The following is a 23,395-nucleotide window of genomic DNA, read 5'->3' on the forward strand; positions in this document are numbered from 1 at the left end:
TCGAAGGAAAAACATGGCCAAGGCCGAAGCAAGCGTTGAAGAACTGGTATCCATGATCGAGCGGGGCGAACTGCGCTTGCCAGAGATGCAGCGCCAGTATGTGTGGCGCTCCACGCGAGTGCGCGATCTGCTGGATTCGCTGTATCGCGGCTACCCATCGGGCGCAATCCTGCTTTGGGAAACGGATGAAGCTGTGCCGCTGCAGGATTTCGCGGTCAGCCAGAACACGAATCCTTACCAGAGCACGCGGCTTCTGCTGGATGGTCAGCAGCGTCTGACATCGCTCTCTGCCGTTATTCGCGGCGAGCCAGTATCGGTGCGCGGCCGTCGTCGGCCTATCGACTTGCTGTTCAACTTGGAGCATCCCGACCAGTTGGCGGTCGTGACCGAAGTGGAAGAGAACGGCGACGATGAGGACGATGCCGACCACGATAGCGAACTGATTGGCGATGAGACGGACTCGACCGAGGACGAACTGCTCAAGCGCTTCAACAAGATGACTTTCGTTGTGGCCACGAGGAAGCTGGAGCAGTTGCCGCATTGGGTGAAAGTGTCGGAAGTGTTCAAGACCGACAACGATGCGCCTTTCCTCAAACGTGCCGGTATCAGTGGTTTTGACGATCCGCGGTACGAGAAGTACAGCCAGCGCCTGGCCCGGTTACGTGGCATCCGCAAGTACGTTTATCGGATGGACGTGCTGGAACGCACGCTTTCCTACGATGAAGTCACGGAAATCTTCGTCCGGGTCAATTCACTGGGCGCCAAGCTGCGCAGTTCCGACTTGGCTCTGGCTCAGATTACCGCCAAGTGGCGGCACTCGCTGCAGACGTTCCAGGATTTCCAGAAGGCATGCGCCAAGACGGGCTTTGACCTTGATCTCGGTTTGCACTTGAAGAATCTTATGGCGTTTGCCACCGGTCAATCACGTTTCCAGATCGTGGGTAGCCTGAATGTGGAGAAGCTGCAGAAGGCATGGAAAGAAGCCTGCGATGGCATGGAATTCGCGCTCAACTTCCTGCGCAGCAATCTTGGCATCGATAGCCCGGCACTGTTGTCGTCGCCTTTCCTGCTGGTAGTGCTGGCGTATTTCGGGCATAGCCGCAACTATGCGCTGAGCAACGATGAGGCCCGCCAACTGCGCTACTGGGCGCTGATGGCCAATGCCAAAGGCCGCTTCTCCCGAGGCTCCAGCGAAACCATTCTGGATCAGGATTTGGCAAGTATTCGTCAGGGCGGAGCGGTGAGCGAGCTGATCGACCGACTACGCCTGCAGTTCGGTCGCCTGGACATTACCGCGGAGGAGTTGGAAGGCCGCAACCAGCGCAGCGCGCTGTTCAAGACCATGTTCCTGGCTTTCCGTGCTGCCGGTGCGAAAGATTGGCGCAGCCATCTGACCATTGCTCTGGATCATTCGGGCGCCCAGCATCGCTTGCAGTTCCATCACATCTTTCCCAAAGCCGTATTGAAGACCAGCTTCACTGCCCGCGAGGCGGATGACATCGCCAATCTGGCCTTCATCGGCGGCAAGACGAACCGTTCAATCAGCGACAAAGATCCGGCAGCGTATCTGCCGCCGTTGGTTGAAAGGCTTGGCGAGGCTACATTTGCAGCACAGTGCATCCCCGTTGATGGGGAATTGTTGGAACCAAAGAGTTACAAGGATTTTCTTCTGGAACGCCGCGGGAGGATAGCAGCGGCGCTGAATGCGTTTGTTGGGCTGCCCGATTGACTTGCGTTCGGTGTATGCCTGGCGCTTGACATGTATGGAGGGCCAGTAGCAGTCTTGCTGCACGGAGCCTAGAAACTCCTTGCATAGCGGTACCCACCTCCGAAAAACCGGTGGGTTTTTTGTGCCTGCATGTTTTGCGGGTACAAGCCGACGCGATGCCTGCGTCGGGAGGGCGGCGAATACAACACCCGCAAGGGGAATAAGCCCGCCGGCTATGCACGGTTTCTAGCCTCCCGACTTCCCGTCCGCCGTTCGCGGCGGGCGGCCACTTCATGGAACGAGGAGGCACCGATGTCGACGCATGAAATGCATGCACCGCATGGTTCGCACGATCCGCTGGGCCAGGATGGCCGGCTTCAGTTGACGCGCCTGAGCGCGCATCTCAGATTCCTGGCACGGCTGGCACAGCCATGCGAGATGGACAACACGCATGAGGGCCCGCCTGGCGCAAGCGCAGACGAGCTGGCGTTCTCCCTGCACCTGCTGGCCGACCGGCTGGACGAACTGTCAGGGAATGCGCCGCAACCGCCCTCGCGGGCAGGCATGTCCGGCACGTCAGCGCAGGCAGCCGCGTCGGAAGATGAGGTCGAGGACGATCCGGGCATCGACGACGAAGAGGTCGGGGAGGACGATGCCGATGAGGCGGCAACAGGTGACCTCGTCTTCGGCGTCACGCTGGATCAGATCGACACGCTCAACCGCCTGGTCCACGCGATCACCGCACACGGCGATGTGGTGGCCGCCAGCGACATGGCCGAATACGCCGACGGCACGCTGTCGCAGATGGGGCATGTGGTGTTCGATGCCGGCCTGGAGGTGCGGGCGGTACTGGACGAGGTGGAATCGCAGCGCCTCGCAGAACGCCCACCGCCGCAGCGTGTTCGCGAGCCACATGCCGCCTATGGGCCGGTGGCGCACGTGGCGGCGCGTCTGCACTGAGCCGCTGGCGTGAGGCGGCCTGTCGAGGCATCGCCTTTGGGAGGTGCCTCGGCTTTCATGCATTGCCATTGGGTAAGCGCGGTTGGTCTGTTGGCCCGCCGCGTGGCCGCCGCTGCCTCAGGACTTGCTTCCCCGGACGCTATGCACGGGCCCTTTTCTGGCCTCGGCGTTGATCCCGCCCCGCATCATCTAAGCCAGACTTTGGATTTGAGGGCGCTGAATTCAGCGAGCGTCCCGCTATACAGGCTGCAGCTTGGATTCCTCGGCCTCATCACCTTGCTGGGATGGTGCGCAGACGGATCCTTGTGATCCGACTTGGCGGGCCACGGTCCGGCCGCCTGCATTCACCACGCCTTGCCGCCCGCTCCGCCAAGGTACTGGGCGCTGCGCGACCTTCGGGCTCGCGCTGCATTTCCGCCCACGGTGAGGCCTTCCATGCACACACATCCCGTCGTCGCGGTGCCGGTGTACCGGTCGCTGCATCCGCTGCACCTGCTGCTGGTCAGCAGTGCCTTCCCGCTGTTCCTGTCGGCGCTGGTGGCCGACATCGCCTACGCGCAGACCTACCAGATCCAGTGGACCAACTTCGCCTCGTGGCTGCTGGTGGGCGCGATGCTGTTCGCGGTGCCGGCGCTGGTGTGGGCGCTGGTGTCGCTGATGCTGCCGTCGGCGCGCACGCGCACGCGCTTCCTCTATGTCGGCCTGCTGGCGCTGAGCTGCGTACTGGGCTTCGTCAACTGCCTGGTGCATGCGATGGATGCCTGGCAGAAGATGCCGCAGGCGCTGGTGTGGTCGGTGCTGTGCGTGCTGGCGATCGCCGCGGCGCTGTGGTTCGCATGGGGCGGCACGCTGCGCCGCCGGGAGGTGGTGGCATGAACGGGCCGACGGTTCTTAAGCATTCGAAGCGCTCGCTGCTGGCGCGCGCCCTGGTGCCGGCGCTGGCGCTGTCGCTGGCCGCCTGTGGCGGTACGCCGGACGAGACCTATGTGGGCACGTCGCCGGACCTGCCCAAGCCGCAGCGCGGCTTGTTCCCGACGCTGAAGGTGTCGCTGCCGGCGGAGTGGGGCGACCAGCTGCCGCAGGTGCCGGAGGGCTATGCCATCGCGCCCATCGCCGACAACCTGCTGATCCCGCGGCAGATGCTGGTGCTGCCCAATGGCGACATCCTGGTGGCCGAGGGCCGCGGCGGGCGCGCGCCGAAGCTGACGCCCAAGGACGTGATCGCCGGCGTGATCAAGGCGCGCGGCAACACCCAGGTGCAGAGCGGCAACCGCCTGACCCTGCTGCGCGATGCCGATGGCGACGGCACCTACGAGGGCCGCTCGGTGTTCGCCGACGGGCTGGACGCGCCGTACGGCCTGGCCTTTGGCAACGATTCCATCTACGTGGCCACGCAGGACGCGCTGCTGCGCTTCGACTACACCCCGGGTGCGGTGAACGCCGGCGGCGCGCCGCAGGAGATCACCAGACTGCCCGGCGCGGTGAACCACCACTGGACCAAGGCGCTGACCATCAGCGCCGATGGCCGCTACCTGTTCGTCGGCATCGGCTCGGACAGCAACATCACCGAGCGCGGTCTGGCGGTGGAGGAGAACCGCGCGATGATCTGGCAGGTGGATGCCCAGACCGGGTTCCACAAGGTGTTCGCCACCGGCCTGCGCAACCCGACCGCGCTGGCGATGCAGCCGGGCATGGACCAGCTGTGGGCGGTGGTCAACGAGCGCGACGAGATCGGCCCGGAGCTGGTGCCCGACTACCTGACCAGCGTGCGTCCGGGTGGTTTCTACGGCTGGCCGTACAGCTACTGGGGGAAGAACGTGGACGAGCGCGTGCGCCCGCAGCGCCCGGACAAGGTGGCCAGCGCCATCACTCCGGATTTCGCACTGGGCTCGCACGTGGCCGCGCTGGGACTGGCGTTCTCGGTGCCGGCGATGGGCGAGCAGTTCGCCAACGGCGTGTTCGTCGGCCAGCACGGCAGCTGGAACCGCAATCCGCCGGTGGGCTACAAGGTCTCGTTCGTGCCCTTCAGCAACGGCAAGCCGTCGGGCGAGGCCATCGACTTCGCCACCGGCTTCCTCGGCGAGGACGGCAAGGCCCGCGGCCGCCCGGTCGGCGTGGCGGTGGATCCGCGCGGCGCGCTGCTGGTGGCCGACGACCTGGCGAACACCATCTGGCGGATCACGCGGACGGATGCGGCTGCCGGCGCCGCGCCGGCACCGGGTGACGTGCCTGCGGGAGAGCCCGCGGTACCGCCTGCGGATGCATCCGGTGGGGCTGCGCCCTCGGCGCCGGCGACACCGGCATCGGATGCGCCAGCGGGCGTACAGACGCCGCCCTCCGGCACCACGCCGCCTGCCGACTGATCCACGCTGTACAGCCGCCACGCGCCCGGGATGGGTTCCGGCGCGTGGCGGCTTTTTTTGGGGTGGCGGGGCGATGGCTGGGTGTGTTTCGCAGGTGTTGATGGCTGGCGCGGTTGGTCCGTCCTGCTCAGTGCGCGATTTGTCAGGGTGGTCGCGGCTGGGGCCGCTCCTACAAGGGCGGCGGTTCTCCGTGGGTCGGGCGGCTCCGCTGTCGTAGGAGTGGGCTCTGCTTGCACCCTTTGTCGGGGGATCGAGACCGCCATCGGTCATGCGGTACGGTTCCGATCGTGCTCGATGGTCGCGGCTGGGGCCGCTCCTACAAAGGGCGGCGGTTCTCCGCGGGTCGGGCGGCTCTGCTGTCGTAGGAGCGGGCTCTGCTTGCACCCCTTTTCGTGGGACCGCGGCCGGCATCGGCCATGCGGTGCGGTGCGTGATCGTGCTAGATGGTCGCGGCTGGGGCCGCTCCTACAGGGGCGGCGGTTCTCCACGGGGCTGGTGGTTCAGCTGTCGCGCAGATGGATCGCCCAGTAGCCCAGTCCGATCACGGCGCCGCCGATGATGTTGCCCAGCGTCGACCACAGCAGGTTGGCGCCGGCGGCCGCCCAGCCGAGGTCGGCGGGAAGGGCCGCGTCGCTGGCATGCGCGGCCAGCAGGCCCAGCGGCAGCAGCGACATGTTGGCGACCGAGTGCTCCAGCCCCAGCGCGACGAAGGCGGCGATGGGCGGCACGATCACCGCGACCTTGTCCACGGCCGAGGTCGCGCCGGCCGCCATCCATACCGCCAGGCAGACCAGCATGTTGGCGAGCACGCCGCTGGCGAGGATGGTCGTGGCCGGTTTGCCGGCCTTGTCGGCCGCCAGTTCGATGGCCGATGCGGCCACCGCGCCGTCGCCAGCTAAATGCACGCCGGCGCCGATGGCCAGCAGGACCAGCACCAGCGCGCCGATCAGGTTGGCCAGCCAGACCACGCACCAGGCGCGCAGCAACTGGCCCACGCCGATGCGGCGTTGCGCCAGCGGCAAGGTCATCAGCGTGTTGCCGGTGAACAGTTCGGCGCCCGCCAGCAGCACCAGGATCAGGCCGACCGCGAAGCCGATGCCGGCGACCAGCTGCGCCATGCCGTAGGGCAGGTCCGCCGTGCCGGCACCGAGCAGGGCGGCCATCAGGCTGCCGACGCCGATGTAGGCGCCCGCCAGCAGGCCCAGCCCGACCATCGCGCCAGCCGGCAGCGTGGCCTTGCTCACACAGGTCGCGGAGACGGTGTGGGCGATGTCCTCGGGCGGCGTCATCGCGGGAGAGGCAGGTGCGTTGGCCATGCGTCGGATCCCGGTCGGAGGGGACAGTGATACGCGGCCGGACGTGAACATGGCGGGCATTCGCGCGCCGCCATTGGCCTGCGCAGGCGTGGCGTCCGCGCTCAACCGGCCATTCACGCGTCGCGTGCGACACCACGCATGGATGCGAACGGGAGAGCAGGGTGAGCGAGAAGAGTGCGGTGGCAGGCGTGTCGGCGCAGTGGCCGGCACGGTTGTGGGTGGTGCGGCACGGGCAGAGCGCGGGCAACGTGGCGCGCGACCACGCCGAGGCCGAGGGGTTGTCGCTGATCGAGCTGGAGCACCGCGATGCCGACGTGCCGCTCTCGACGCTGGGCGAGCGGCAGTCGCAGGCGCTGGCCGACTGGGTGGCCGGACTGCCGGCAGGCGAACGCCCTCGCATCGTGCTGAGTTCGCCCTACGTACGCGCCCGCCAGACGGCCGCCGCGGTGGCCGCCGCGCTGGGGCACGCCGACGACGCGCTGGTGATCGACGAACGCCTGCGCGAGAAGGAGTTCGGCATCCTCGACCGCTACACCTCCGCCGGCATCCGCAGCACGTTTCCCGAGCTGGCCGAACAGCGCCGGCTGGTGGGCAAGTTCTACTTCCGCCCACCCGGCGGCGAGAGCTGGTGCGACGTGATCTTCCGGCTGCGTGCGGTGCTGGCCGACCTGCAGCGCAACCACGTGGGCGAGCGGGTGATGATCGTCGCCCACCAGGTGATCGTGAATTGCTTCCGCTACCTGGCCGAGGGGCTGGACGAAGCGACGATCCTGGCGATCGACCGCGAGGGCGATGTGCCCAACTGCGGCGTCACCGAGTACGCGACCACGGCCGACGGCCAGGCGCTGCGGCTGGTGCGCACCAACTTCGTCTCGCCCGAGGTGGCCGACGAACCGGTGACCCGCGCGCCCGACCAGCCGGCCGGGGCGCGCTGACATGACCGCGCCGCGCGTGCGTGCGCTGACCCCGCAGGCGCTGCGGCGGATGCCGCTGCCGCCGCCGGGCGAGGACAAGGAGGAACGCGGCCGCGCGCTGGTGATCGGCGGATCCAGGCACGTGCCCGGCGCGGCGCTGCTGGCAGCCGAGTCCGCGCTGCGCGCCGGCGCCGGCAAACTGCAGGTGGCGACCGCCGCCAGCGTCGCCACCGGGATGGCGCTGGCGGTACCCGAAGCGCTGGTGCTGGGCCTGGCCGAGGACAGGCGTGGCGAGATCGCCCGCGGCCACCGCGACGTGGACGCCGCGCTGCGCGCCTGCGCGGCGGTGGCGATCGGCCCGGGCATGCGCGACGGTGCCGGCACCCATGCGCTGGTGCAGCGCGTGCTGGCGCTGTCGCGCTGCACGGTGGTGCTGGACGCGGGTGCGTTGACGGCCGATCTCGATGCACTGCCGGCTGGCCGCTGCGTGCTGACGCCGCATGCCGGCGAGATGGCCGCCATCACCGGGGCCAGCAAGGAGCAGATACAGGCCGCGCCGGCCGATCACGCACGTGCGCTGGCCTTGCGCATCCGCAGCGTGGTGATCCTCAAGGGCGCGGACACGCATGTCGCCGACGCGGACGGCGGGTTGTGGCGGCATCGCGGTGGCGTGCCAGGGCTTGGCACGTCGGGCTCGGGCGACACACTGGCAGGCCTGATCATCGGCTTCGCCGCGCGTGGTGCGGACCCGCTGCAGGCCGCGTTGTGGGGCGTGGTGGTGCATGCGCAGGCCGGGCGTGCGCTGGCGCGCAGCGTCGGGTCGCTGGGGTTCCTTGCACGCGAGATTCCGCCGCAGGTGCCGGGGATCCTGGACCGGCTGCAGCGCGGCGCGCGCTGACCCCGGTCAGCGACGGTAAGCGGCGCGCTTTTCCTGCACCTTGCCGGCGTGCGCGGTCACGATGCGGGGGCGCAGCCAGTCGGCGAACGCCTGTTCCTCGACGTCTCCGGCCGCCAGGCCGACGTACTGCGGATACAGCTCAACATCGTCGGCCTGCAGGCGTGCGCCGTTGAGACGGATGAGCACTTCGCAGGCGACGGCGGCGGTGCGCTTGTTGCCATCGACGAACGGGTGGTTGCGGGCCAACCCATAGGTCAGGCTGGCCGCAAGGTCGGCCAGGTCCGGCGGTGGATCGCCATACACATGCCGTTGTTGTGGGCGGGCCAGCGCGGATTCGAGCAGTGCCTCGTCGCGCACGCCGGTGCCGCCGCCATGTTCGGCCAGCTGCCGTTCGTGGATGGCCAGGGCCAGCCTGCGATCGATCCAGATGATCATGGCTGCCTCCTATTGGGCCAGCTTGTGCAGCAGCGTGCGGCGCTCGCGCATGACCTCTTCGGCGAGCTCCATCTGCGCTGCGAGATCCGGATCGTAGGTGGTCAGCCGGATGCCATCCGGCGTTTCCAGCGCGTGCAGCTCGTCGCCCTTGTCCACGCGCAGGCGGGCGAGCAGTTCCTTGGGCAGGATGACGCCGGCGGAGTTGCCGATGGCGGTGATCTTGAGTTTCATGGGGTGGGCCTGAGGTTATAACGAACGTTATGCTGCGCCGGGTTCCGCATGCCTGCAACTCCCGGGCAGCAGGTCAGCCGCGACGGCCCGGCCCATGCATGCGCTGCCGTCAAACGCAGTTGGTCTGCGGGAGCTGGCCATGCCGGAAGCCGATGCGTCGCGCCTGCAGCCAGCGGCGGTTGTCACATGGGGCCGCCATGGCAACCCGCTGCCCGCAGCCGGGAACGCCCCCGTTCGCAGAGCGCTTCCACGATCGAGCGGATAATCACCCGCTGCTTTCTGCTTCCGATGTCCGCCCATGCCCCGTTCCAGATCTTCCGCACCATCGTCTCCCGGGTTCGTCCGTGTCCGCGGCGCGCGCGAGCACAACCTGAAGGACGTCGATGTCGACATCCCGCGCGATGCGCTGGTGGTGTTCACCGGCGTGTCGGGCTCGGGCAAGTCCTCGCTGGCGTTCGGCACGCTGTTCGCGGAGGCGCAGCGGCGCTACCTGGATTCGATTTCGCCCTATGCGCGGCGTCTGATCGACCAGGCCGGGGTGCCGGACGTGGATGCCATCGAAGGCCTGCCGCCGGCGGTGGCCCTGCAGCAGCAGCGCGGCGCGCCGACCACGCGCTCGTCGGTGGGCAGCGTGACCACGATCTCCAACTCGCTGCGGATGCTGTACTCACGCGCCGGCGACTATCCGAAGGGCCAGCCGATCATCTACGCCGACGGGTTTTCGCCGAACACGCCGGCCGGCGCCTGCCCGACCTGCCATGGCCTGGGCCGGATCTACGACGCGACCGAGGCCTCGATGGTGCCCGATCCCTCGCTGACCATCCGCGAGCGCGCGGTGGCGGCGTGGCCCGGCGCCTGGCACGGGCAGAACCAGCGCGACATCCTGACCACTCGCGGCATCGACGTGGATGTGCCGTGGTCGAAACTGCCGAAGAAGATCCGCGACTGGATCCTGTTCACCGACGAGCAGCCGGTGGAGCCGGTGTATGCCGGCTTCACCCTGGACGAAGTGAAGGATGCGCTGAAGCGGAAGATGGAACCCAGCTACATGGGCACCTTCACCAGTGCGCGCCGCCACGTGCTGCACACCTTCGCCACCACCCAGAGCCCGCAGCAGAAGAAACGCGCGGCGCAGTACCTGGTCAGCACGCTGTGCCCGGACTGCGACGGCAAGCGGCTGCGGCGCGAGGCGCTGTCGGTGACCTTCGCCGGGCTGGACATCGGTGCGCTGTCGCAGCGGCCGCTGGACGAGGTCGCCGCGCTGCTGGCACCGGCCGCGCAGGGCAGGGCGCATCGCGCGGATGGCCATCCCGAGCAGCAGCTCGCCGCGCAGCGCATCGCCGAGGATCTGCTGGCGCGCATCGCGATCCTGCAGGACCTGGGGCTGGGCTATCTGACCCTGGAGCGCAGCACGCCGACGCTGTCGCCGGGCGAACTGCAGCGGCTGCGGCTGGCCACCCAGATCCGCTCGCAGTTGTTCGGCGTGGTCTACGTGATGGACGAGCCGTCGGCCGGCCTGCATCCGGCCGATGCGCAGGCGCTGCTGCGCGCGCTGGACCAGCTGAAGGCGGCGGGCAACTCGATCTTCGTGGTCGAGCACGAGATCGACGTGATCCGCCATGCGGACTGGATCGTCGATGTCGGTCCCGCGGCCGGCGCGCACGGCGGGCAAGTGCTCTACAGCGGGCCGCCGGACGGGCTGGCGCAGGTGCAGGCCTCGTCGACGCGGAATTATCTCTTCGGACAGCGGCCGGCGCCGCACAGCCGCGAACGCGCGGCGAGCGCGTGGCTGCAGCTGCGTGGCATCACCCGCAACAACGTCGCCGGGCTGGATGTGGACATTCCGCTGGGCGTGTTCACCACCGTCACCGGCGTCAGCGGCTCGGGCAAGTCCTCGCTGGTCAGCCAGGCGCTGGTCGAGCTGCTGGCCGCGCATCTGGGCCAGGCGCAGGACGCCAGCGGCGACGAGGTCGATCCGCTGGAGCGCGGCGCCGACGTGCCGACCGGCGGGCGCATCGCCGGCGGGCTGGCGCACGTGCGCCGCCTGGTGCGCGTGGACCAGAAGCCCATCGGCCGCACGCCGCGCTCCAACTTGGCCACCTACACCGGCCTGTTCGACCATGTGCGCAAGCGCTTCGCCGACACGCCCGCGGCGAAGAAGCGCCGCTACGACGCCGGCCGCTTCTCGTTCAACGTGGCCAAGGGCCGCTGCGAGACCTGCGAGGGCGAGGGTTTCGTCAGTGTCGAACTGCTGTTCATGCCCAGCGTCTATGCGCCGTGCCCGGCCTGCCATGGCGCGCGCTACAACGCGAAGACGCTGGAGATCACGCTGCGCGACAGGAACATCGCGCAGGTGCTGGACCTGACCGTGGCCCAGGCTGCGGAGTTCTTCGCCGAGGACGTGGCGGTGCTGCGCCCGCTGCAGGTGCTGATCGAGGTTGGCCTGGGCTATCTGCGGCTGGGCCAGCCGGCGACCGAGCTGAGCGGCGGCGAGGCGCAGCGGATCAAGCTGGCGACCGAGCTGCAGCGTGCCCAGCGCCGCGACACGGTCTACGTGCTGGACGAGCCCACCACTGGCCTGCATCCGGCGGACGTGGACACGCTGCTGCGCCAGCTGCACGGCCTGGTCGATGCGGGCAACAGCGTGGTGGTGGTAGAACACGACATGCGGGTGGCTGCCGGCAGCGACTGGATCATCGACATGGGACCGGGCGCGGGCGACAGGGGCGGCCAGGTGGTCGCGCAGGGCGCACCGGCGAAGATCGCGAAGGCGAAGGGCAGCCGCACCGCGCCGTTCCTGCGCGCCGAACTGGATGGTGCGGCATCGGCGAAGGCGGGCGGCTGAGCATGGCGCGCGGGCTGCCGGCCCCGGACGACGCGGTGCCGATCGACGGCCGCTGTTTCGCCTATGTGTTTCCGTGCCGCTGGGAAGACCATTGCAAGATCGGCTTCTCCAATGACCCGCTGGGCCGGATCGGCGCGCTGCATCCGCGCTGGTATGAATTCTTCGATGTCGGGCACGGCACGCTGGTCGAGGCCGAATCGGTCCGCGACGCGCGCGACCTGGAGCTGGAACTGCGGGCTTCGCTGCGCGAATACAACGCGCCGGCACCGCTGACGATCAGCGTGCCGGCGGGTGGGAAGACCGAGTGGTTCCGTGGTGTCGGCAACCTGCTGCAGGAGCGTATCGCCGTGCTGGAGGCGCGTGGCTACCGGGTCTACCCACTGGACCGCTGGCTGCGCACGATGCTGGTCGCCCGCAGCGACCGGCTGCACGAGTGGTCGCTGGCGATGCTGGGTGTGGACGAGCTGGATGGGCTGGTTGGCCGGACCCCGGCGCAGCGCAAGCTGCGTGACGCACTGGATGCCTACCGCGCGCTGGACGTCGACATCGCTGCGCTGCTGCCGGATGCCGTGCTGGACTGGTATCGACGTCCGGGTTGAGCCGGGGCCTTCGGGTCGGCGGCATCCTGGTGACCGCGACGGCGCGCTCCCTGGCCCGGTCTGTGTGGAGCCGGGCAAGATGTCGCGGCCGGCAGGACGCCGGCGAAGTGACTGCGCGCGTGGGCGGTGCGGCGATGGGCGGCGGCCCCGCCGGTGGTCGACGCATGCCGTGGCGTCGTGCCGTTCATTCGGCAGATGGCTACGCCGGCCCATCGCGGCGCGACGCTCACGGCGCGCGGGCTAGGTTCGTTCCACCCCACCAAGGAGCGTTCCATGCGCTTGAAGACCTGCACGATGCTGCTGACCTCCGCGTCGCTGGCCCTGGCGCTTGCCGCGTGCCAGAAGAACGACCCGGACACGGTTTCCGACAACCCGGTCCCGACCGCCGACTCGCACGAGCCGGTGGCGCCCAGCCCCTATGGCACCGACGCCCAGGAAACCCGCAGCCACGAAGAGGCCAAGGAGGCCGACACGCCGAACGACGATCCGGACGAGACGCCCTGACCGTTGGGCGGGGCGTTCCAGCGGCATGCGGTCGTCGCCAGCGGCGATGGAGATGGAGATGGAGATGGCAGCACCGTCGGCCAGTCCGGTCAGTCCTGACATGAGCGTCCGCTGGCCGCGTCATGCCGGCTGGGCGGTGCCCAGAGCGGCAGCGTGGCACTGCCGGTGTCACGCGATGGATCTGTCGACAGGCGATGCGACAGATTGCACGGTCCATTGACCGGAGCGTTGTTACACCGCATGCGTCGACCAGCAGGAGACGCGACATGCCGGAGCAGAAGACACGCAAGGCGGCGGCGCGCGACAAGCGCGAAGGCAAGGCGGCCAGTACCCAGGCCGGGGAATACGTCAAGGAAGAAATGGAACACGTGCGCGAAGGCAAGCACGGCGCAAAAAGCACGAAGCAGGCCATCGCCATCGGCCTGTCGAAGGCACGCCGCGACGGCGTGGATGCCAGACCGTCGAAGACCGCATCCAAGGCGACGAAGAAGAAGGCCGCCCAGGACAGCAAGGCGGCGACATCGAAGAAGGAGCCATCCGCGACACGCTCGGCTGGTGCGAAGAAGGCGCTGAAGACCGCGTCGAAGAAGACCACCGCGAAAAAGGTCGCAGGCACGAAGGCGTTGTCGCGTCAGGCGAAGAAGGCGGCTGGCGAACGCAGCGCGAGCAGCCGCTCCGCCGCGGCGAAGAAGGCAGCGAAGACCAAGGGGCCCGCGGTGCGTAAGGCGGCGGCGAAGAAGGCCGCGAAAACGAGGAAGCAGGAGAGTTGATCCTGCGCGGCAGAGTCCGGGACCAACGAGGCTATGCGTGCCGTGGGTTGCGCATACCGCCGATGTCGTCCGCCGGCCGCGTTATGGATCCCGCCATGGCGGTCGGCCTCGAGCGGCCTCCTACAAAGCGTGTGGAGGACCGTAGCCGGTGGTTGGTCTAGAGCGCTCTCCACGAGCGGGCATGTAGGAGGGGCCACAGCCCCGACCGCCGTGTCACCGGTCAGACCGCATCAATCATGTGTGGCTGATGATCCAGACGGATGCCTGCGGATGACGGTCGGCCTCAAGCGGCCTCCTACGTGCGTGTGGAGGACCGCAGCCGGCGGTTGGCCTGGAGCGGTCTCCCAACGGGCGGTCATGTAGGAGGGGCCACAGCCCCGACCGCCGTGTTACCGAGCGAGCTGCATTGATCATGTGTGGCTGATGATCCAGACGGGAGTCTGCGGATGACGGTCGGCCTCAAGCGGCCTCCTACGTGCGTGTGGAGGGCCGTAGCCGGTGGTTGGCTTGGAGCGGTCTCCAACGAGCGGGCATGTAGGAGGGGCCACAGCCCCGACCGCCGTGTCACCGGTCAGGCCGCCTCGATTCCCGTGTGGCTGATGATCCAGACGGATGTCTGCGGATGTCTGCGGATGTCTGCGGATGACGGTCGGCCTCACGCCTCCTACGTGAGTGTGTGCGGAGGACCTTGGCCCGTGATTGACTGGCAGCGGCCCCCTGCGAGCGAGCGTGCAGGAGGGCCGCAACCGTGCCGCGATGGAGCATCGGCACACCGCTCAGGCCAGCGTCCGCACCTTCTTCTCGCGGTCCCACTGGCGGGTCTTCGCGGCCGCGATGAAGGCATCGACGTTCCCGGCATCCACCACGCCTGCATCCCTGCCGACGCCACCTGCCTTGAGCACGGCCTGGGCGCCGGCATCGGCGGCGATGGCCTTCAGGTGGCCGAAGGCATCGCGGACGAAATCGACCGCGGCGGCCTCCTTCGCCAGCTTCTTGCCGCTGTCGGCCGACAGCACCACCGCCACCGCATCGAACACCACCGACGGCGTGCCGGCGAGCTGGCCGTCGGCGGCCAGCTTCTTCCCGTCCGACAGCAGCGCACCACCGAGCTTCGGCGCGACGATCTTCACCATCGCACCGGCGGATTCGGCTGCCTTGCGCAGTGTCTTGACCGTCGCCGCATCGGAGCCGTCATCGACCAGGATGCCGACGCAGCGGCCATCCAGCGTCGGCTTCATCCGGTCGACGATGCGCAGGGCGGGAGACAGCGGCAGATCCTGCGTGGGCACCTTCGCGTCCGGCGCCGGCGGCAGCGCGTCCATGCCCAGGCCATCGGCGACGCGCCGGGCCAGACCGTCGTCGATATGGCGCAGATGTCCGACCACGGCCTCGCGCACGTGCGGCGTCTCCACCTTCGACAGCTCGAACACCAGTGCGCTGGCCAGGTGCGCCTGCTCGATCGCGCTCTGGCTGCGGAAGAACTGCCGCGCCTGGCTGTAGTGGTCGGCGAAGCTCTCCGGCCGCAGGCGGCCCTTGGCGCCATCGTCGACGGTGGCGTGGTGGCGGAAGCCGACTTCGCGCGAGGCGCGCGGGCTGTCGGCCTGCAGCGAGCTGGGCTCGTAGTTCACCCGGCCCTTGGGCACCTGCATCTGCATGTGGCCGTCGCGCTGGTGGTTGGCGAACGGGCACTTGGGCGCGTTGATCGGGATCTGGTGGAAGTTCGGCCCGCCAAGGCGGATCAGCTGCGTATCCAGGTACGAGAACAGCCGGCCCTGCAGCAGCGGATCGTTGCTGAAGTCGATGCCGGGCACGATGTTGGCCGGGCAGTAGGCGACCTGCTCGGTCTCGGCGAAGAAGTTGTCCGGCCAGCGGTCCAGGGTCATCCGGCCGATCACCTGCAGCGGCACCAGCTCCTCGGGGATCAGCTTGGTCGGGTCGAGGTGGTCGAACGGGAAGGCGTCGGCCTCTTCCTCGGTGAACAGCTGCACGGCCAGGTCCCAGGCCGGGAAGTTGCCGGCCTGGATCGCCTCGAACAGGTCGCGGCGGTGGAAATCGTTGTCGGCCGCCTGCAGCTTCAGCGCCTCGTCCCAGACCGTGGACTGGATGCCCAGCACCGGCCGCCAGTGGAACTTCACGAAGGTGCTGTTGCCGTCCTTGTCGAGCAGGCGGAACGAGTGCACGCCGAAGCCTTCGATCGTGCGCAGCGAACGCGGAATCGTGCGGTCGCTCATCGCCCACATGATCATGTGCATGGTCTCGGGCGTGAGCGACACGAAATCCCAGAACGTGTCGTGCGCGCTGGCCGCCTGCGGGAACGCGCGGTCCGGCTCCATCTTCACCGAGTGCACCACGTCCGGGAACTTCATCGCGTCCTGGATGAAGAACACCGGGATGTTGTTGCCGACCAGGTCCCAGTTGCCTTCCTTGGTGTAGAACTTCACCGCGAAGCCGCGCACGTCGCGCGGGGTGTCGACCGAGCCGGCGCCGCCGGCCACGGTGGAGAAGCGGGTGAACACCGGGGTGGACTGGCCGACCTCGGTCAGGATCGACGCGGTGGTGTACTTCGCCAGCGACTTCTTCAGCACGAACGTGCCATGGGCGGCGCTGCCGCGCGCATGCACGATGCGCTCGGGAATGCGCTCGTGGTCGAAGTGGGTGATCTTCTCGCGGAGGATGAAATCCTCCAGCAGGGTCGGCCCGCGCGGGCCGGCGGTCAGCGAGTTCTGGTTGTCCGCGACCGGGATGCCCTGGTTGGTGGTCAGCAGCGGATGCTCGCCGCCGGCCTGCTGCTGCAGTTCGTCGCCGTTGCCACGCGGGTTGCGCACGTCTTCCGGCTCGGCCGTGCGGCGGGTCCGCGGCGGTGCGGGCTTGGCTGGCTTGGCGGGGGCGGGCTTCTTGCTGGCCATGGCGGTTCCTGGTCGGGTTGAACCATCGAGCCTCGCCAGCGCGGCGTGAGCGTACCGTCGAGCATGCGTTGCGCCTGCGTGACGGGTCGCGATGCGCGTCTGCCGAGTGCGTGGTCTCTGGCGCGGTGCACGCTGACAACACCGGCCGCGCCCGCTACCCTGCCGCGTTGCAGATCAAGAGGAGGGGCCGATGAAATCCATCGTGATGACAGCGCTGGTCATGGCGTGCGCCGCACCGGCGTTCGCGGCTGGGAATGCAGGGGCCGGCACGGTCACCGTCTACACCACGGCGCAGGGCGCGCCGGAACAGATGCGGCGCACCCAGGTCGCCGCGCCACGCGCCGGGCATGCGCTGACCGAGGCCGAGAATTCGATCTTCGTCGAGCCGTCCAAGCGCTTCCAGACGCTGCTCGGCATCGGCGGCGCGATCACCGACGCCACCGCCGAGACCTTCGCCAAGCTCGACAAGGCCCGCCAGGCCGAACTGCTGCGCGCCTACTACGACACCGAGCAGGGCATCGGCTACACGCTGGGCCGCACCACCATCCACAGCTCGGACTTCAGCAGCGGCAGCTACACCTACATCCGCGAGGGCGACAAGGCGCTGGAGAGCTTCTCGATCGCGCCGGACCGCAAGCACCGCATCCCGATGATCAAGCGCGCGATCGAGGCGGCCGGCGGCACGCTGCCGATGATGGCCAGCCCGTGGAGCGCGCCGGCCTTCATGAAGGACAGCAACCACATGCTGCAGGGCGGCAAGCTGCTGCCGGAGTACGCCGCCGCGTGGGCGCAGTACTACACGAAGTTCATCGCCGCCTACGAGGCCGAGGGCATCCCGATCTGGTCGATCAGCCTGCAGAACGAGCCGATGGCCAGGCAGACCTGGGAGTCGATGCTGTACACGGCCGAGGAGGAGCGCGACTTCCTCAAGCACCACCTCGGCCCGACCATGCACGCGGCCGGCTACGCCGACACGAAGATCGTGGTGTGGGACCACAACCGCGACATGATGGTCCACCGCGCCAACGTGATCTTCGGCGATCCGGAAGCATCGAAGTACGCCTGGGGCATGGGCTTCCACTGGTACGAGACCTGGGCCGGCTTCGAGCCGATGTTCGAGAACGTCGGCAAGGTCCACCAGGCCTACCCGGACAAGGTGCTGCTGCTGACCGAGGCCACGGTGGAGAAGTTCGACTTCGCCCACCTGCAGCGCTGGAGCAACGGCGAGCGCTACGGCACCTCGATCATCAACGACCTCAACAACGGCGCGGCCGGCTGGATCGACTGGAACATGCTGCTGGACGAACGTGGCGGCCCGAACCACGTCGGCAACTACTGCTTCTCGCCGATCCACGCCGACACCCGCACCGGCGAGCTGATCTACACGCCGAGCTACTGGTACATCGGCCACTTCTCGAAGTTCCTGCGCCCGGGCGCGGAGCGGGTCGGCGTGGCCAGCAGCCGCAGCAACCTGCTGGCGACGTCCTTCCGCAACCAGGACGGCAGCCTGGCCACCGTGGTGATGAACCCGACCGACGTGGCGATCACCTACAACTACTACGTCGGCAGCGCTTCGACCCGGGTCGAGATCCCGGCGCACGCGATCCAGACGCTGGTGCAGTGACGCACGCCGGTGCGGCATGGCCGCGCCGGCTGCAGCGCATGAGGCGTGCGGCGGCGGGAGCATCCGCACACACCGCATCCCTGCTCATGCGCCCTGCAACCGCGGAATACCGCTGCTGCCGGCATGTAGAGTGATGCTCCTCCCTCCACTGCGCTTGCACGCATGACGACCTTCCACGATTTCAGCGCCACCGACATCGCCGGCCGCCCGCTGGCGATGTCCGAATTCGCCGGGCAGGCCGTGCTGGTGGTCAACACCGCCAGCCGCTGCGGATTCACCCCGCAGCTGGAAGGGCTGGAGGCGCTGCACCAGGCCTACGCGAGCCGCGGCCTGGTGGTACTGGGGTTTCCCTGCAACCAGTTCGGCGGGCAGGACCCGGGCAGCGAAGCCGAGATCGCGCAGTTCTGCCAGGTCAATTACGGCGTGAGCTTCCCGATGATGGCCAAGGTCGAGGTCAACGGCCCGGGCGCACATCCGCTGTGGCAGTGGCTCAAGGCCGAGCGTCCCGGCCTGTTCGGCACGCAGCGGATCAAGTGGAACTTCACCAAGTTCCTGGTCGACCGCGACGGCCATGCGCTGCGGCGCCATGGCCCGCGGACCAGGCCTGCGGCGCTGCAGGCCGATATCGAGGCGATGCTGGCGCGCTGACCACGGAAGGCCGATCCGCTTGATGCGCCGCGTGGCCCGCCGGTGCGCGGATGCGGCATCCGATCCGGGCCCGGCAGCGGCGCCTGGCACGTGCGTGAGTCGCACCGGCTGCACCATCGCCACCCAGATCCTGATCCGCTGAAACGGCTGCGCAGGGACGCGGCCTGCGGTTCTGGCGCCTGCCTGCATCCACGGCAGGCGCAGCGCTCCGCCCCGAGCCCGGCCGCGCGTGTCGCCGATCGTGGCGCGCCCGGATCATTGGCGATCAGCGTTGCGGCCCGCAGCAGCACGCAGGGGCTGGATCCGGCGCGTAGCGGTCGTGGTGGCGGACCCAGGCCATGCCGTGCTCCAGGCCTTCCTCGTGACGGCCGCGCGGGGTCAGGTCGATCAGCCGGTAGGCGCCCATCATGGCTTCCACGCCGCGGCCGTAGGTGGAGTAGGTGTGGAACACCGCGCCGGCGGCGTCCATGGCGAACACGCTGATGCCCGGCGCCTCGTCGCCCGGGAACGGCTGACGGACATGGTTGTAGTCGACCTTGCCGTCGACGCGGTCCTGCGCGGCGAAGCCGACCCCGAAATCGCGGTTGAAGCTGCTGCGCTGCGAGGACACCCAGGGAAAGCGCCAGCCCATCCGGGCGCGGAAGCGCTCCAGCTCGTGCAGTGGCGCCGAGGAGATCGCCACGCAGGCGATGTCGCGCGCGGCCAGATGCACGGCGATGCCGTCGATGTGGTCGGCCATGAACGAACAGCTCGGGCAGCCGTCCTCCCAGCCCGGGCCGAACATGAAGTGCTGGACCAGCAGCTGGCTGCGGCCATCGAACAGGCTCGCCAGCGGGCGCAGGCCATCGGGTGCATCGAACACGTAGTCCCTGGCGAGGCGGACCCAGGGCAGGGCGCGGCGCTCGCGGGCGACCTCGTCCTGCAAGCGGGTCAGGGCCTTCTCGCGTTCCAGCAGGCGCAGGCGCTGCGGCAGGCACTGCGCGGGTGAGGCGATGCGGTGCGACGTGTCGGTCGGCTGCATGGGGATCTCCTGTCGACGATGAGGGACGCGCGCCCGGCGCTGCCGCGGCACGCGCCGGGCTGGCCCGTCATGCGTGTCCCACGGAAGGTGGCAACGGGGCGCGCGCGGCGGGGCGGCGCGGCTAGCGGCTGCTGCGACGTGGACGCCGCACCGCACGCACCATCCGGCTCGGGCCGCCACCGCAGTAGAAGAGGTCGGCGCCGTCCGATTCCAGGCCGCTGACGCCCAGGCCTTCGGGCAGCTGCAGGCGTTCGAGCACCTCGCCGCTGGCGGGATCGATGCGGCGCAGGTCGCTGGCATCGTCTTCCCAGGTGCCGTGCCAGAGTTCGTCGTCGACCCAGGTCACGCCGGTGACGAAGCGGTCGGAGGCGATGCTGCGCAGGATGCGGCCGCTGGCCGGATCGACCTGGTGGATCCGGCGGTCCTTGTAGGCGCCGATCCACAGGCTGCCGTCGGCCCAGGCCATGCCCGAGTCGCAGCCCTGGCCAGGTGCGGGGATCGAGTGCACCACCGCGCCGGTGGCCGGGTCGATCCGGTCGATGCGCGCGCCGGCGATCTGGTACAGGTGGGTGCCGTCGAAGGCGGTGCCCGCATCGGCGGCGTGTTCGAGCACGCGGCAGGTCTCGCCACTGTCCGGATCGAAGGCGAGCAGCCGCGCTCCGAGTGCGGCCCAGACCCGGTGGCCGTCGTGGCTGACGCCGTGGACCGCATCGGCGCTGTCGAACGGACCGTACTCGCGGACGATCTCCGCAGGGCGGGAAGGTGGCATCGGGTGGCTGTCCATCGAAGCGTCTCCGTCTGGCGCCGGGCAGGCGCGGCAGGCCCCACGTTAGTCGTCCTGCATCAACGCCGGGAGTAACAATGTCGTCGCGAAACCGGCGGCCGGTGGCGCCAGCCAGCGCCGGCTCCGGGTGTGGCCGATGGCGCGCACCTGACCGTCGGCCAGCAGCCCGGCCAGGGTGCGCTGGACGCTGCGCCGGCTGCTGCCCAGCGCCACCGCAAGCGAGGCGGTGGACCAGGCCTCGCCATCGGCCAGCACGGCCAGCAGCGCGCTGGCCGGGCCGTCGGCCGGCGGCAGGAGCACGGCCACGCCGCGTCCGTCGTGGGGGCGCAGCGCATAACCGGCGCGGGTGGCGTGCAGCGCCGCCCAGGGAGCCAGCAGCGTGCGCAGCCGTCCGATCTCCACCCGCAGCCGCGCCCGGTGGGTGTCGTCGATGCCGCGCAGGCCGAAGGCGGCCGCGATCAGCGCGGCGCGGGACGCGTCGGCGGGCCAGGCGGCGGCCAGCGCATGGGCCAGGGCGAACAGCACCGGGCGCCGCGCCAGTGGCAGCCAGGCATCGGCGACGCGCACGCGCAGGCGGCAGGCGTCCACGACCAGCAGGCCCGAGGCGAACAGTGCCTCGACCTCGGCCAGGTGCAGCGGCTGCCCGGTCGCGTCCGCGCCCCGGCGCGCCACCGGCTGCCGCAGGCTCGAACGGACGGCCTCCACTTCCGCGGCCAGCGAGGCGATGCCGGCGCGCTGCGCGGCGGCGGCGGCCCGCTCCAGCGCCTCGCGCGCGGGCGCGCAGCGGATCGCACGCAGGGCCAGTTCCGCCGCCGACAGGCTGGCGCGGGCGGCCAGCGCCGGGGGCAGCAGGCATCCATCCAGCCGTGCCAGCGTGGCGCGCGCATCGGCCAGGCGACCGAGCAGCAGCAGGCGGCGGACCTGGATGACGCGCCCATGGGTGGCATTGAGGGAATCGCCCCCGGCATCGAGGACCTCGATGGCGCGGTCCAGCACCTGGTCGGGGCGGTCGAGATCGCGCATCGCCAGCGCGATCTCCTCCAGCGCGAGCACGCAGCGGGCGCGTGCTGCGCGAGCCCGCGGGCCGAAGCGGCGGATCGCCCGCTGCAGCAGGCCGCGAGCCCGCGGGTGGTCGCCCAGCTGGGCCATCGCGATGCCCTGCATCGCCAGGGCAGGAGCGTCCTCGCGCAGCGCGACGTGCCTGAGCACGCCCAGCGCATCGCCCCGGGCGAGCGCCTGCGCGGCGGTGGCGAGGGTGGGATCCATTCGCCGCAGGGTACCTGCGACACGGCGATGGCGGCGGCAATCCGCGCAGATGACGGCTTGCCCCGGTTCCTGCCGCGGGCGCACCTGTACGCGGCATGGATGCGCAGGGAACGGCGTCTCGCCTCCTGCGACGCAAAGGTGTACAAATGTACACCCCGGGGTGCCCACTGCCGGGCCCGGCATCCGGCCGGGTGTCTCCACTGCCCGGTCCGCCCCGATGACGCCTGCCGATCCGCTGTCCCCGCAACGTGCCGCCGTGCTGGCCTTCCTGCGCGAGCGGCTGGCCCAAGGCCGGCCGCCGAGCCTGGCCGAGATCGCCGAGGCGTTCGGCTTCGCCTCGCGCAATGCCGCGCAGAAGCACGTGCAGGCGCTGGCCGCGGCCGGGCTGATCGTGCTGGAAGAGGGCGTGCGCCGCGGGATCCGCCTGCCGGAGCGGGCGCGGCCGGATGCGCTGCTGCCGCTGCCGGTGCTGGGGCGGGTGGCGGCCGGCCTGCCGATCGGCGCCGACATCGGCCTGGAGGCCGGGCCGGACGACACCCTGTGGCTGGACCGGCGCCTGTTCTCGCCCCGGCCGGACTACCTGCTGCGGGTACAGGGCGATTCGATGATCGACGACGGCATCCTCGACGGCGACCTGGTCGGCGTGCACCGCACGCCGGACGCGCGCGACGGCCAGACCGTGGTCGCGCGGATCGATGGCGAGCTGACGATCAAGCGCCTGCAGCGCGGCCGCCACGCGATCCGGCTGCTGCCCCGCAACCCGGCGCATGCGCCGATCGAGGTCGCGCCGGACCAGGAGTTCGCGATCGAAGGCGTCTACTGCGGCCTGCTGCGGCAGGGCTGAGATGGGCGAGGTCCTGGCCCTCGATGAGCTGCTGGCCGCACGCACGGTCTGGCGCGCGCGGCAGGCGCCGTCCGGCGGCGACGGCGAACCGACCGGACACGCCGCGCTGGACACGGTGCTGCCGCAGGGCGGCTGGCCGCGCGGCGCGCTGACCGAACTGCTGCTGCCGGCCGATGGCATCGGCGAACTGGGCCTGCTGCTGCCGGCACTGGCGCGGATGACCGCGGCCGGCGGCCGCGTGGCGCTGGTGGCGCCGCCCCATGTTCCGTACGCGCCGGCCTGGCAGGCCGCGGGCGTAGAGCTGGGCCAGCTGGAGGTGATCGACACCGATCCGCGCCAGGCGCTGTGGGCGCAGGAGCAGTGCCTGCGCAGCGGCGCCTGCGAGGCCGTGCTCGGCTGGCCGCCCGGTGGCGACGACCGCGCATTGCGGCGGCTGCAGGTGGCGGCCGACAGCGGCGACTGCTGCGGCTTCGTGCTGCGCGACCGCCGCCACGCGGCCAATGCCTCCCCGGCCGCGCTGCGGCTGCTGGCCGAGGACGGCGGCTGGCGCGTGCTGAAGTCGCGCGGCGCGCAGCCGCATGCCGGCCTGCTGCGGCTGGCGCACTGAGATGGCCACGCATCGGCAACCGCTGCCGTGGAATCCGGCCTGCCGCGCCGACGGCGTGATGCGCGCAGGACGTTGCTGCCACGCGCTGGGGGTCGCATCGATTGAACGGACGCCCGGTGGGCGGGTAGGGCGTAGAGCACGCGATCCGGCAG

At 69.6% G+C, this 23,395-nt stretch carries 21 protein-coding genes; 14 read left to right on the top strand and 7 right to left on the bottom strand.

Going from position 1 to position 23,395, the window contains the following annotated elements; all coding sequences use genetic code 11:
• Positions 1-13 precede the first annotated feature (13 nt).
• The 4 genes from IB242_RS07940 (at position 14) to IB242_RS07955 (ending at position 5,031) form a co-directional block, all read left to right on the top strand.
• Positions 14-1,729 carry a DUF262 domain-containing protein gene (locus IB242_RS07940; RefSeq protein WP_192277943.1) on the top strand — a complete coding sequence of 572 codons (1,716 nt, stop codon included), beginning with the start codon at positions 14-16 and terminating at the stop codon, positions 1,727-1,729.
• Between the two features lie 291 nt (positions 1,730-2,020).
• On the top strand, positions 2,021-2,668 hold the full coding sequence (locus IB242_RS07945) for a hypothetical protein (RefSeq protein ID WP_192277945.1): 648 nt from the start codon (positions 2,021-2,023) through the stop codon (positions 2,666-2,668).
• A 435-nt stretch (positions 2,669-3,103) separates the two neighbouring features.
• The gene (locus IB242_RS07950) at positions 3,104-3,544 is read left to right on the top strand and encodes a DUF2231 domain-containing protein (protein ID WP_192277947.1); all 441 of its coding nucleotides are present in this window, start codon (positions 3,104-3,106) and stop codon (positions 3,542-3,544) included.
• Positions 3,541-5,031 carry a sorbosone dehydrogenase family protein gene (locus IB242_RS07955; protein ID WP_192277949.1) on the top strand — a complete coding sequence of 497 codons (1,491 nt, stop codon included), beginning with the start codon at positions 3,541-3,543 and terminating at the stop codon, positions 5,029-5,031. Before IB242_RS07950 ends, IB242_RS07955 begins: the two co-directional genes overlap by 4 nt.
• 500 nt (positions 5,032-5,531) lie before the next feature.
• Here the strand turns inward: IB242_RS07955 and IB242_RS07960 are convergent, their stop codons facing one another.
• Positions 5,532-6,347, bottom strand: a complete 816-nt coding sequence (locus IB242_RS07960) for a formate/nitrite transporter family protein (RefSeq protein ID WP_192277951.1) — start codon at positions 6,345-6,347, stop codon at positions 5,532-5,534.
• A 161-nt stretch (positions 6,348-6,508) separates the two neighbouring features.
• Here IB242_RS07960 and IB242_RS07965 point away from each other — a divergent pair, with 161 nt between their 5' ends.
• Together IB242_RS07965 and IB242_RS07970 are read left to right on the top strand one after the other, a co-directional pair.
• Positions 6,509-7,282: a histidine phosphatase family protein gene (locus tag IB242_RS07965; protein ID WP_192277953.1), complete on the top strand. Its 774-nt coding sequence runs from the start codon at positions 6,509-6,511 to the stop codon at positions 7,280-7,282.
• Position 7,283: 1 nt separating this feature from the next.
• Positions 7,284-8,159: an NAD(P)H-hydrate dehydratase gene (locus IB242_RS07970; RefSeq protein ID WP_192277955.1), complete on the top strand. Its 876-nt coding sequence runs from the start codon at positions 7,284-7,286 to the stop codon at positions 8,157-8,159.
• A gap of 6 nt (positions 8,160-8,165) precedes the next feature.
• Here IB242_RS07970 and IB242_RS07975 read toward each other — a convergent pair whose 3' ends face one another.
• Together IB242_RS07975 and IB242_RS07980 are read right to left on the bottom strand one after the other, a co-directional pair.
• Entirely contained in the window at positions 8,166-8,594 is a 429-nt protein-coding gene (locus tag IB242_RS07975) for a type II toxin-antitoxin system death-on-curing family toxin (RefSeq protein WP_192277957.1), read from the bottom strand.
• Positions 8,595-8,603: 9 nt separating this feature from the next.
• Positions 8,604-8,825: an AbrB/MazE/SpoVT family DNA-binding domain-containing protein gene (locus IB242_RS07980; RefSeq protein WP_192277959.1), complete on the bottom strand. Its 222-nt coding sequence runs from the start codon at positions 8,823-8,825 to the stop codon at positions 8,604-8,606.
• Between the two features lie 298 nt (positions 8,826-9,123).
• Between IB242_RS07980 and IB242_RS07985 the strand changes: the two genes are divergently transcribed.
• From IB242_RS07985 to IB242_RS08000, 4 genes are all read left to right on the top strand, one after another.
• Positions 9,124-11,670 (top strand): excinuclease ABC subunit UvrA, encoded by a 2,547-nt coding sequence (locus IB242_RS07985; RefSeq protein ID WP_192277961.1) that lies wholly within the window; start codon positions 9,124-9,126, stop codon positions 11,668-11,670.
• Positions 11,671-11,672: 2 nt separating this feature from the next.
• A complete protein-coding gene (locus tag IB242_RS07990; protein WP_192277963.1) occupies positions 11,673-12,269 on the top strand; it encodes a GIY-YIG nuclease family protein in 597 nt (198 codons plus the stop codon).
• A 273-nt stretch (positions 12,270-12,542) separates the two neighbouring features.
• Positions 12,543-12,773, top strand: a complete 231-nt coding sequence (locus tag IB242_RS07995; RefSeq protein WP_192277965.1) for a hypothetical protein — start codon at positions 12,543-12,545, stop codon at positions 12,771-12,773.
• A gap of 266 nt (positions 12,774-13,039) precedes the next feature.
• Entirely contained in the window at positions 13,040-13,543 is a 504-nt protein-coding gene (locus IB242_RS08000; RefSeq protein WP_192277967.1) for a DNA-binding protein, read from the top strand.
• Between the two features lie 776 nt (positions 13,544-14,319).
• On the opposite strand, the gene IB242_RS08005 is transcribed toward IB242_RS08000, so the two are convergent.
• Positions 14,320-16,449 (bottom strand): catalase, encoded by a 2,130-nt coding sequence (locus tag IB242_RS08005; RefSeq protein WP_192277969.1) that lies wholly within the window; start codon positions 16,447-16,449, stop codon positions 14,320-14,322.
• 220 nt (positions 16,450-16,669) lie between these two features.
• On the opposite strand from IB242_RS08005, the gene IB242_RS08010 reads away from it, so the two are divergent.
• Together IB242_RS08010 and IB242_RS08015 are read left to right on the top strand one after the other, a co-directional pair.
• On the top strand, positions 16,670-18,073 hold the full coding sequence (locus IB242_RS08010; RefSeq protein WP_225540418.1) for a glycoside hydrolase family 30 protein: 1,404 nt from the start codon (positions 16,670-16,672) through the stop codon (positions 18,071-18,073).
• A gap of 162 nt (positions 18,074-18,235) precedes the next feature.
• Positions 18,236-18,721: a glutathione peroxidase gene (locus IB242_RS08015; RefSeq protein ID WP_192277971.1), complete on the top strand. Its 486-nt coding sequence runs from the start codon at positions 18,236-18,238 to the stop codon at positions 18,719-18,721.
• 265 nt (positions 18,722-18,986) lie between these two features.
• Here the strand turns inward: IB242_RS08015 and IB242_RS08020 are convergent, their stop codons facing one another.
• From IB242_RS08020 to IB242_RS08030, 3 genes are all read right to left on the bottom strand, one after another.
• Positions 18,987-19,742, bottom strand: a complete 756-nt coding sequence (locus tag IB242_RS08020; protein ID WP_192277973.1) for a thioredoxin family protein — start codon at positions 19,740-19,742, stop codon at positions 18,987-18,989.
• A gap of 121 nt (positions 19,743-19,863) precedes the next feature.
• Positions 19,864-20,511 (bottom strand): glutaminyl-peptide cyclotransferase, encoded by a 648-nt coding sequence (locus tag IB242_RS08025; protein ID WP_225540340.1) that lies wholly within the window; start codon positions 20,509-20,511, stop codon positions 19,864-19,866.
• Positions 20,512-20,571: 60 nt separating this feature from the next.
• On the bottom strand, positions 20,572-21,792 hold the full coding sequence (locus tag IB242_RS08030; protein WP_192277977.1) for a helix-turn-helix domain-containing protein: 1,221 nt from the start codon (positions 21,790-21,792) through the stop codon (positions 20,572-20,574).
• Positions 21,793-22,009: 217 nt separating this feature from the next.
• Here IB242_RS08030 and lexA point away from each other — a divergent pair, with 217 nt between their 5' ends.
• Together lexA and imuA are read left to right on the top strand one after the other, a co-directional pair.
• Entirely contained in the window at positions 22,010-22,636 is a 627-nt protein-coding gene (lexA, locus tag IB242_RS08035; protein ID WP_192277979.1) for a transcriptional repressor LexA, read from the top strand.
• A 1-nt stretch (position 22,637) separates the two neighbouring features.
• Positions 22,638-23,243, top strand: a complete 606-nt coding sequence (imuA, locus tag IB242_RS08040; RefSeq protein ID WP_192277981.1) for a translesion DNA synthesis-associated protein ImuA — start codon at positions 22,638-22,640, stop codon at positions 23,241-23,243.
• Positions 23,244-23,395: the final 152 nt, after the last annotated feature.

The sequence above is a fragment of the Xanthomonas sp. XNM01 genome, from assembly GCF_014851915.1.
GTDB lineage: Bacteria > Pseudomonadota > Gammaproteobacteria > Xanthomonadales > Xanthomonadaceae > Pseudoxanthomonas.

Excerpts from the sequence above, each read along its gene's own strand:
- IB242_RS07940 (WP_192277943.1), top strand. The coding sequence starts at position 14 with ATGGCCAAGGCCGAAGCAAGCGTTGAAGAACTGGTATCCATGATCGAG.
- IB242_RS07945 (WP_192277945.1), top strand. The coding sequence starts at position 2,021 with ATGTCGACGCATGAAATGCATGCACCGCATGGTTCGCACGATCCGCTG.
- IB242_RS07950 (WP_192277947.1), top strand. The coding sequence starts at position 3,104 with ATGCACACACATCCCGTCGTCGCGGTGCCGGTGTACCGGTCGCTGCAT.
- IB242_RS07955 (WP_192277949.1), top strand. The coding sequence starts at position 3,541 with ATGAACGGGCCGACGGTTCTTAAGCATTCGAAGCGCTCGCTGCTGGCG.
- IB242_RS07960 (WP_192277951.1), bottom strand. The coding sequence starts at position 6,347 with ATGGCCAACGCACCTGCCTCTCCCGCGATGACGCCGCCCGAGGACATC.
- IB242_RS07970 (WP_192277955.1), top strand. The coding sequence starts at position 7,284 with ATGACCGCGCCGCGCGTGCGTGCGCTGACCCCGCAGGCGCTGCGGCGG.
- IB242_RS07975 (WP_192277957.1), bottom strand. The coding sequence starts at position 8,594 with ATGATCATCTGGATCGATCGCAGGCTGGCCCTGGCCATCCACGAACGG.
- IB242_RS07980 (WP_192277959.1), bottom strand. The coding sequence starts at position 8,825 with ATGAAACTCAAGATCACCGCCATCGGCAACTCCGCCGGCGTCATCCTG.
- IB242_RS07985 (WP_192277961.1), top strand. The coding sequence starts at position 9,124 with ATGCCCCGTTCCAGATCTTCCGCACCATCGTCTCCCGGGTTCGTCCGT.
- IB242_RS07990 (WP_192277963.1), top strand. The coding sequence starts at position 11,673 with ATGGCGCGCGGGCTGCCGGCCCCGGACGACGCGGTGCCGATCGACGGC.
- IB242_RS07995 (WP_192277965.1), top strand. The coding sequence starts at position 12,543 with ATGCGCTTGAAGACCTGCACGATGCTGCTGACCTCCGCGTCGCTGGCC.
- IB242_RS08000 (WP_192277967.1), top strand. The coding sequence starts at position 13,040 with ATGCCGGAGCAGAAGACACGCAAGGCGGCGGCGCGCGACAAGCGCGAA.
- IB242_RS08005 (WP_192277969.1), bottom strand. The coding sequence starts at position 16,449 with ATGGCCAGCAAGAAGCCCGCCCCCGCCAAGCCAGCCAAGCCCGCACCG.
- IB242_RS08010 (WP_225540418.1), top strand. The coding sequence starts at position 16,670 with ATGGCGTGCGCCGCACCGGCGTTCGCGGCTGGGAATGCAGGGGCCGGC.
- IB242_RS08015 (WP_192277971.1), top strand. The coding sequence starts at position 18,236 with ATGACGACCTTCCACGATTTCAGCGCCACCGACATCGCCGGCCGCCCG.
- IB242_RS08020 (WP_192277973.1), bottom strand. The coding sequence starts at position 19,742 with ATGCAGCCGACCGACACGTCGCACCGCATCGCCTCACCCGCGCAGTGC.
- IB242_RS08025 (WP_225540340.1), bottom strand. The coding sequence starts at position 20,511 with ATGCCACCTTCCCGCCCTGCGGAGATCGTCCGCGAGTACGGTCCGTTC.
- IB242_RS08030 (WP_192277977.1), bottom strand. The coding sequence starts at position 21,792 with ATGGATCCCACCCTCGCCACCGCCGCGCAGGCGCTCGCCCGGGGCGAT.
- lexA (WP_192277979.1), top strand. The coding sequence starts at position 22,010 with ATGACGCCTGCCGATCCGCTGTCCCCGCAACGTGCCGCCGTGCTGGCC.
- imuA (WP_192277981.1), top strand. The coding sequence starts at position 22,638 with ATGGGCGAGGTCCTGGCCCTCGATGAGCTGCTGGCCGCACGCACGGTC.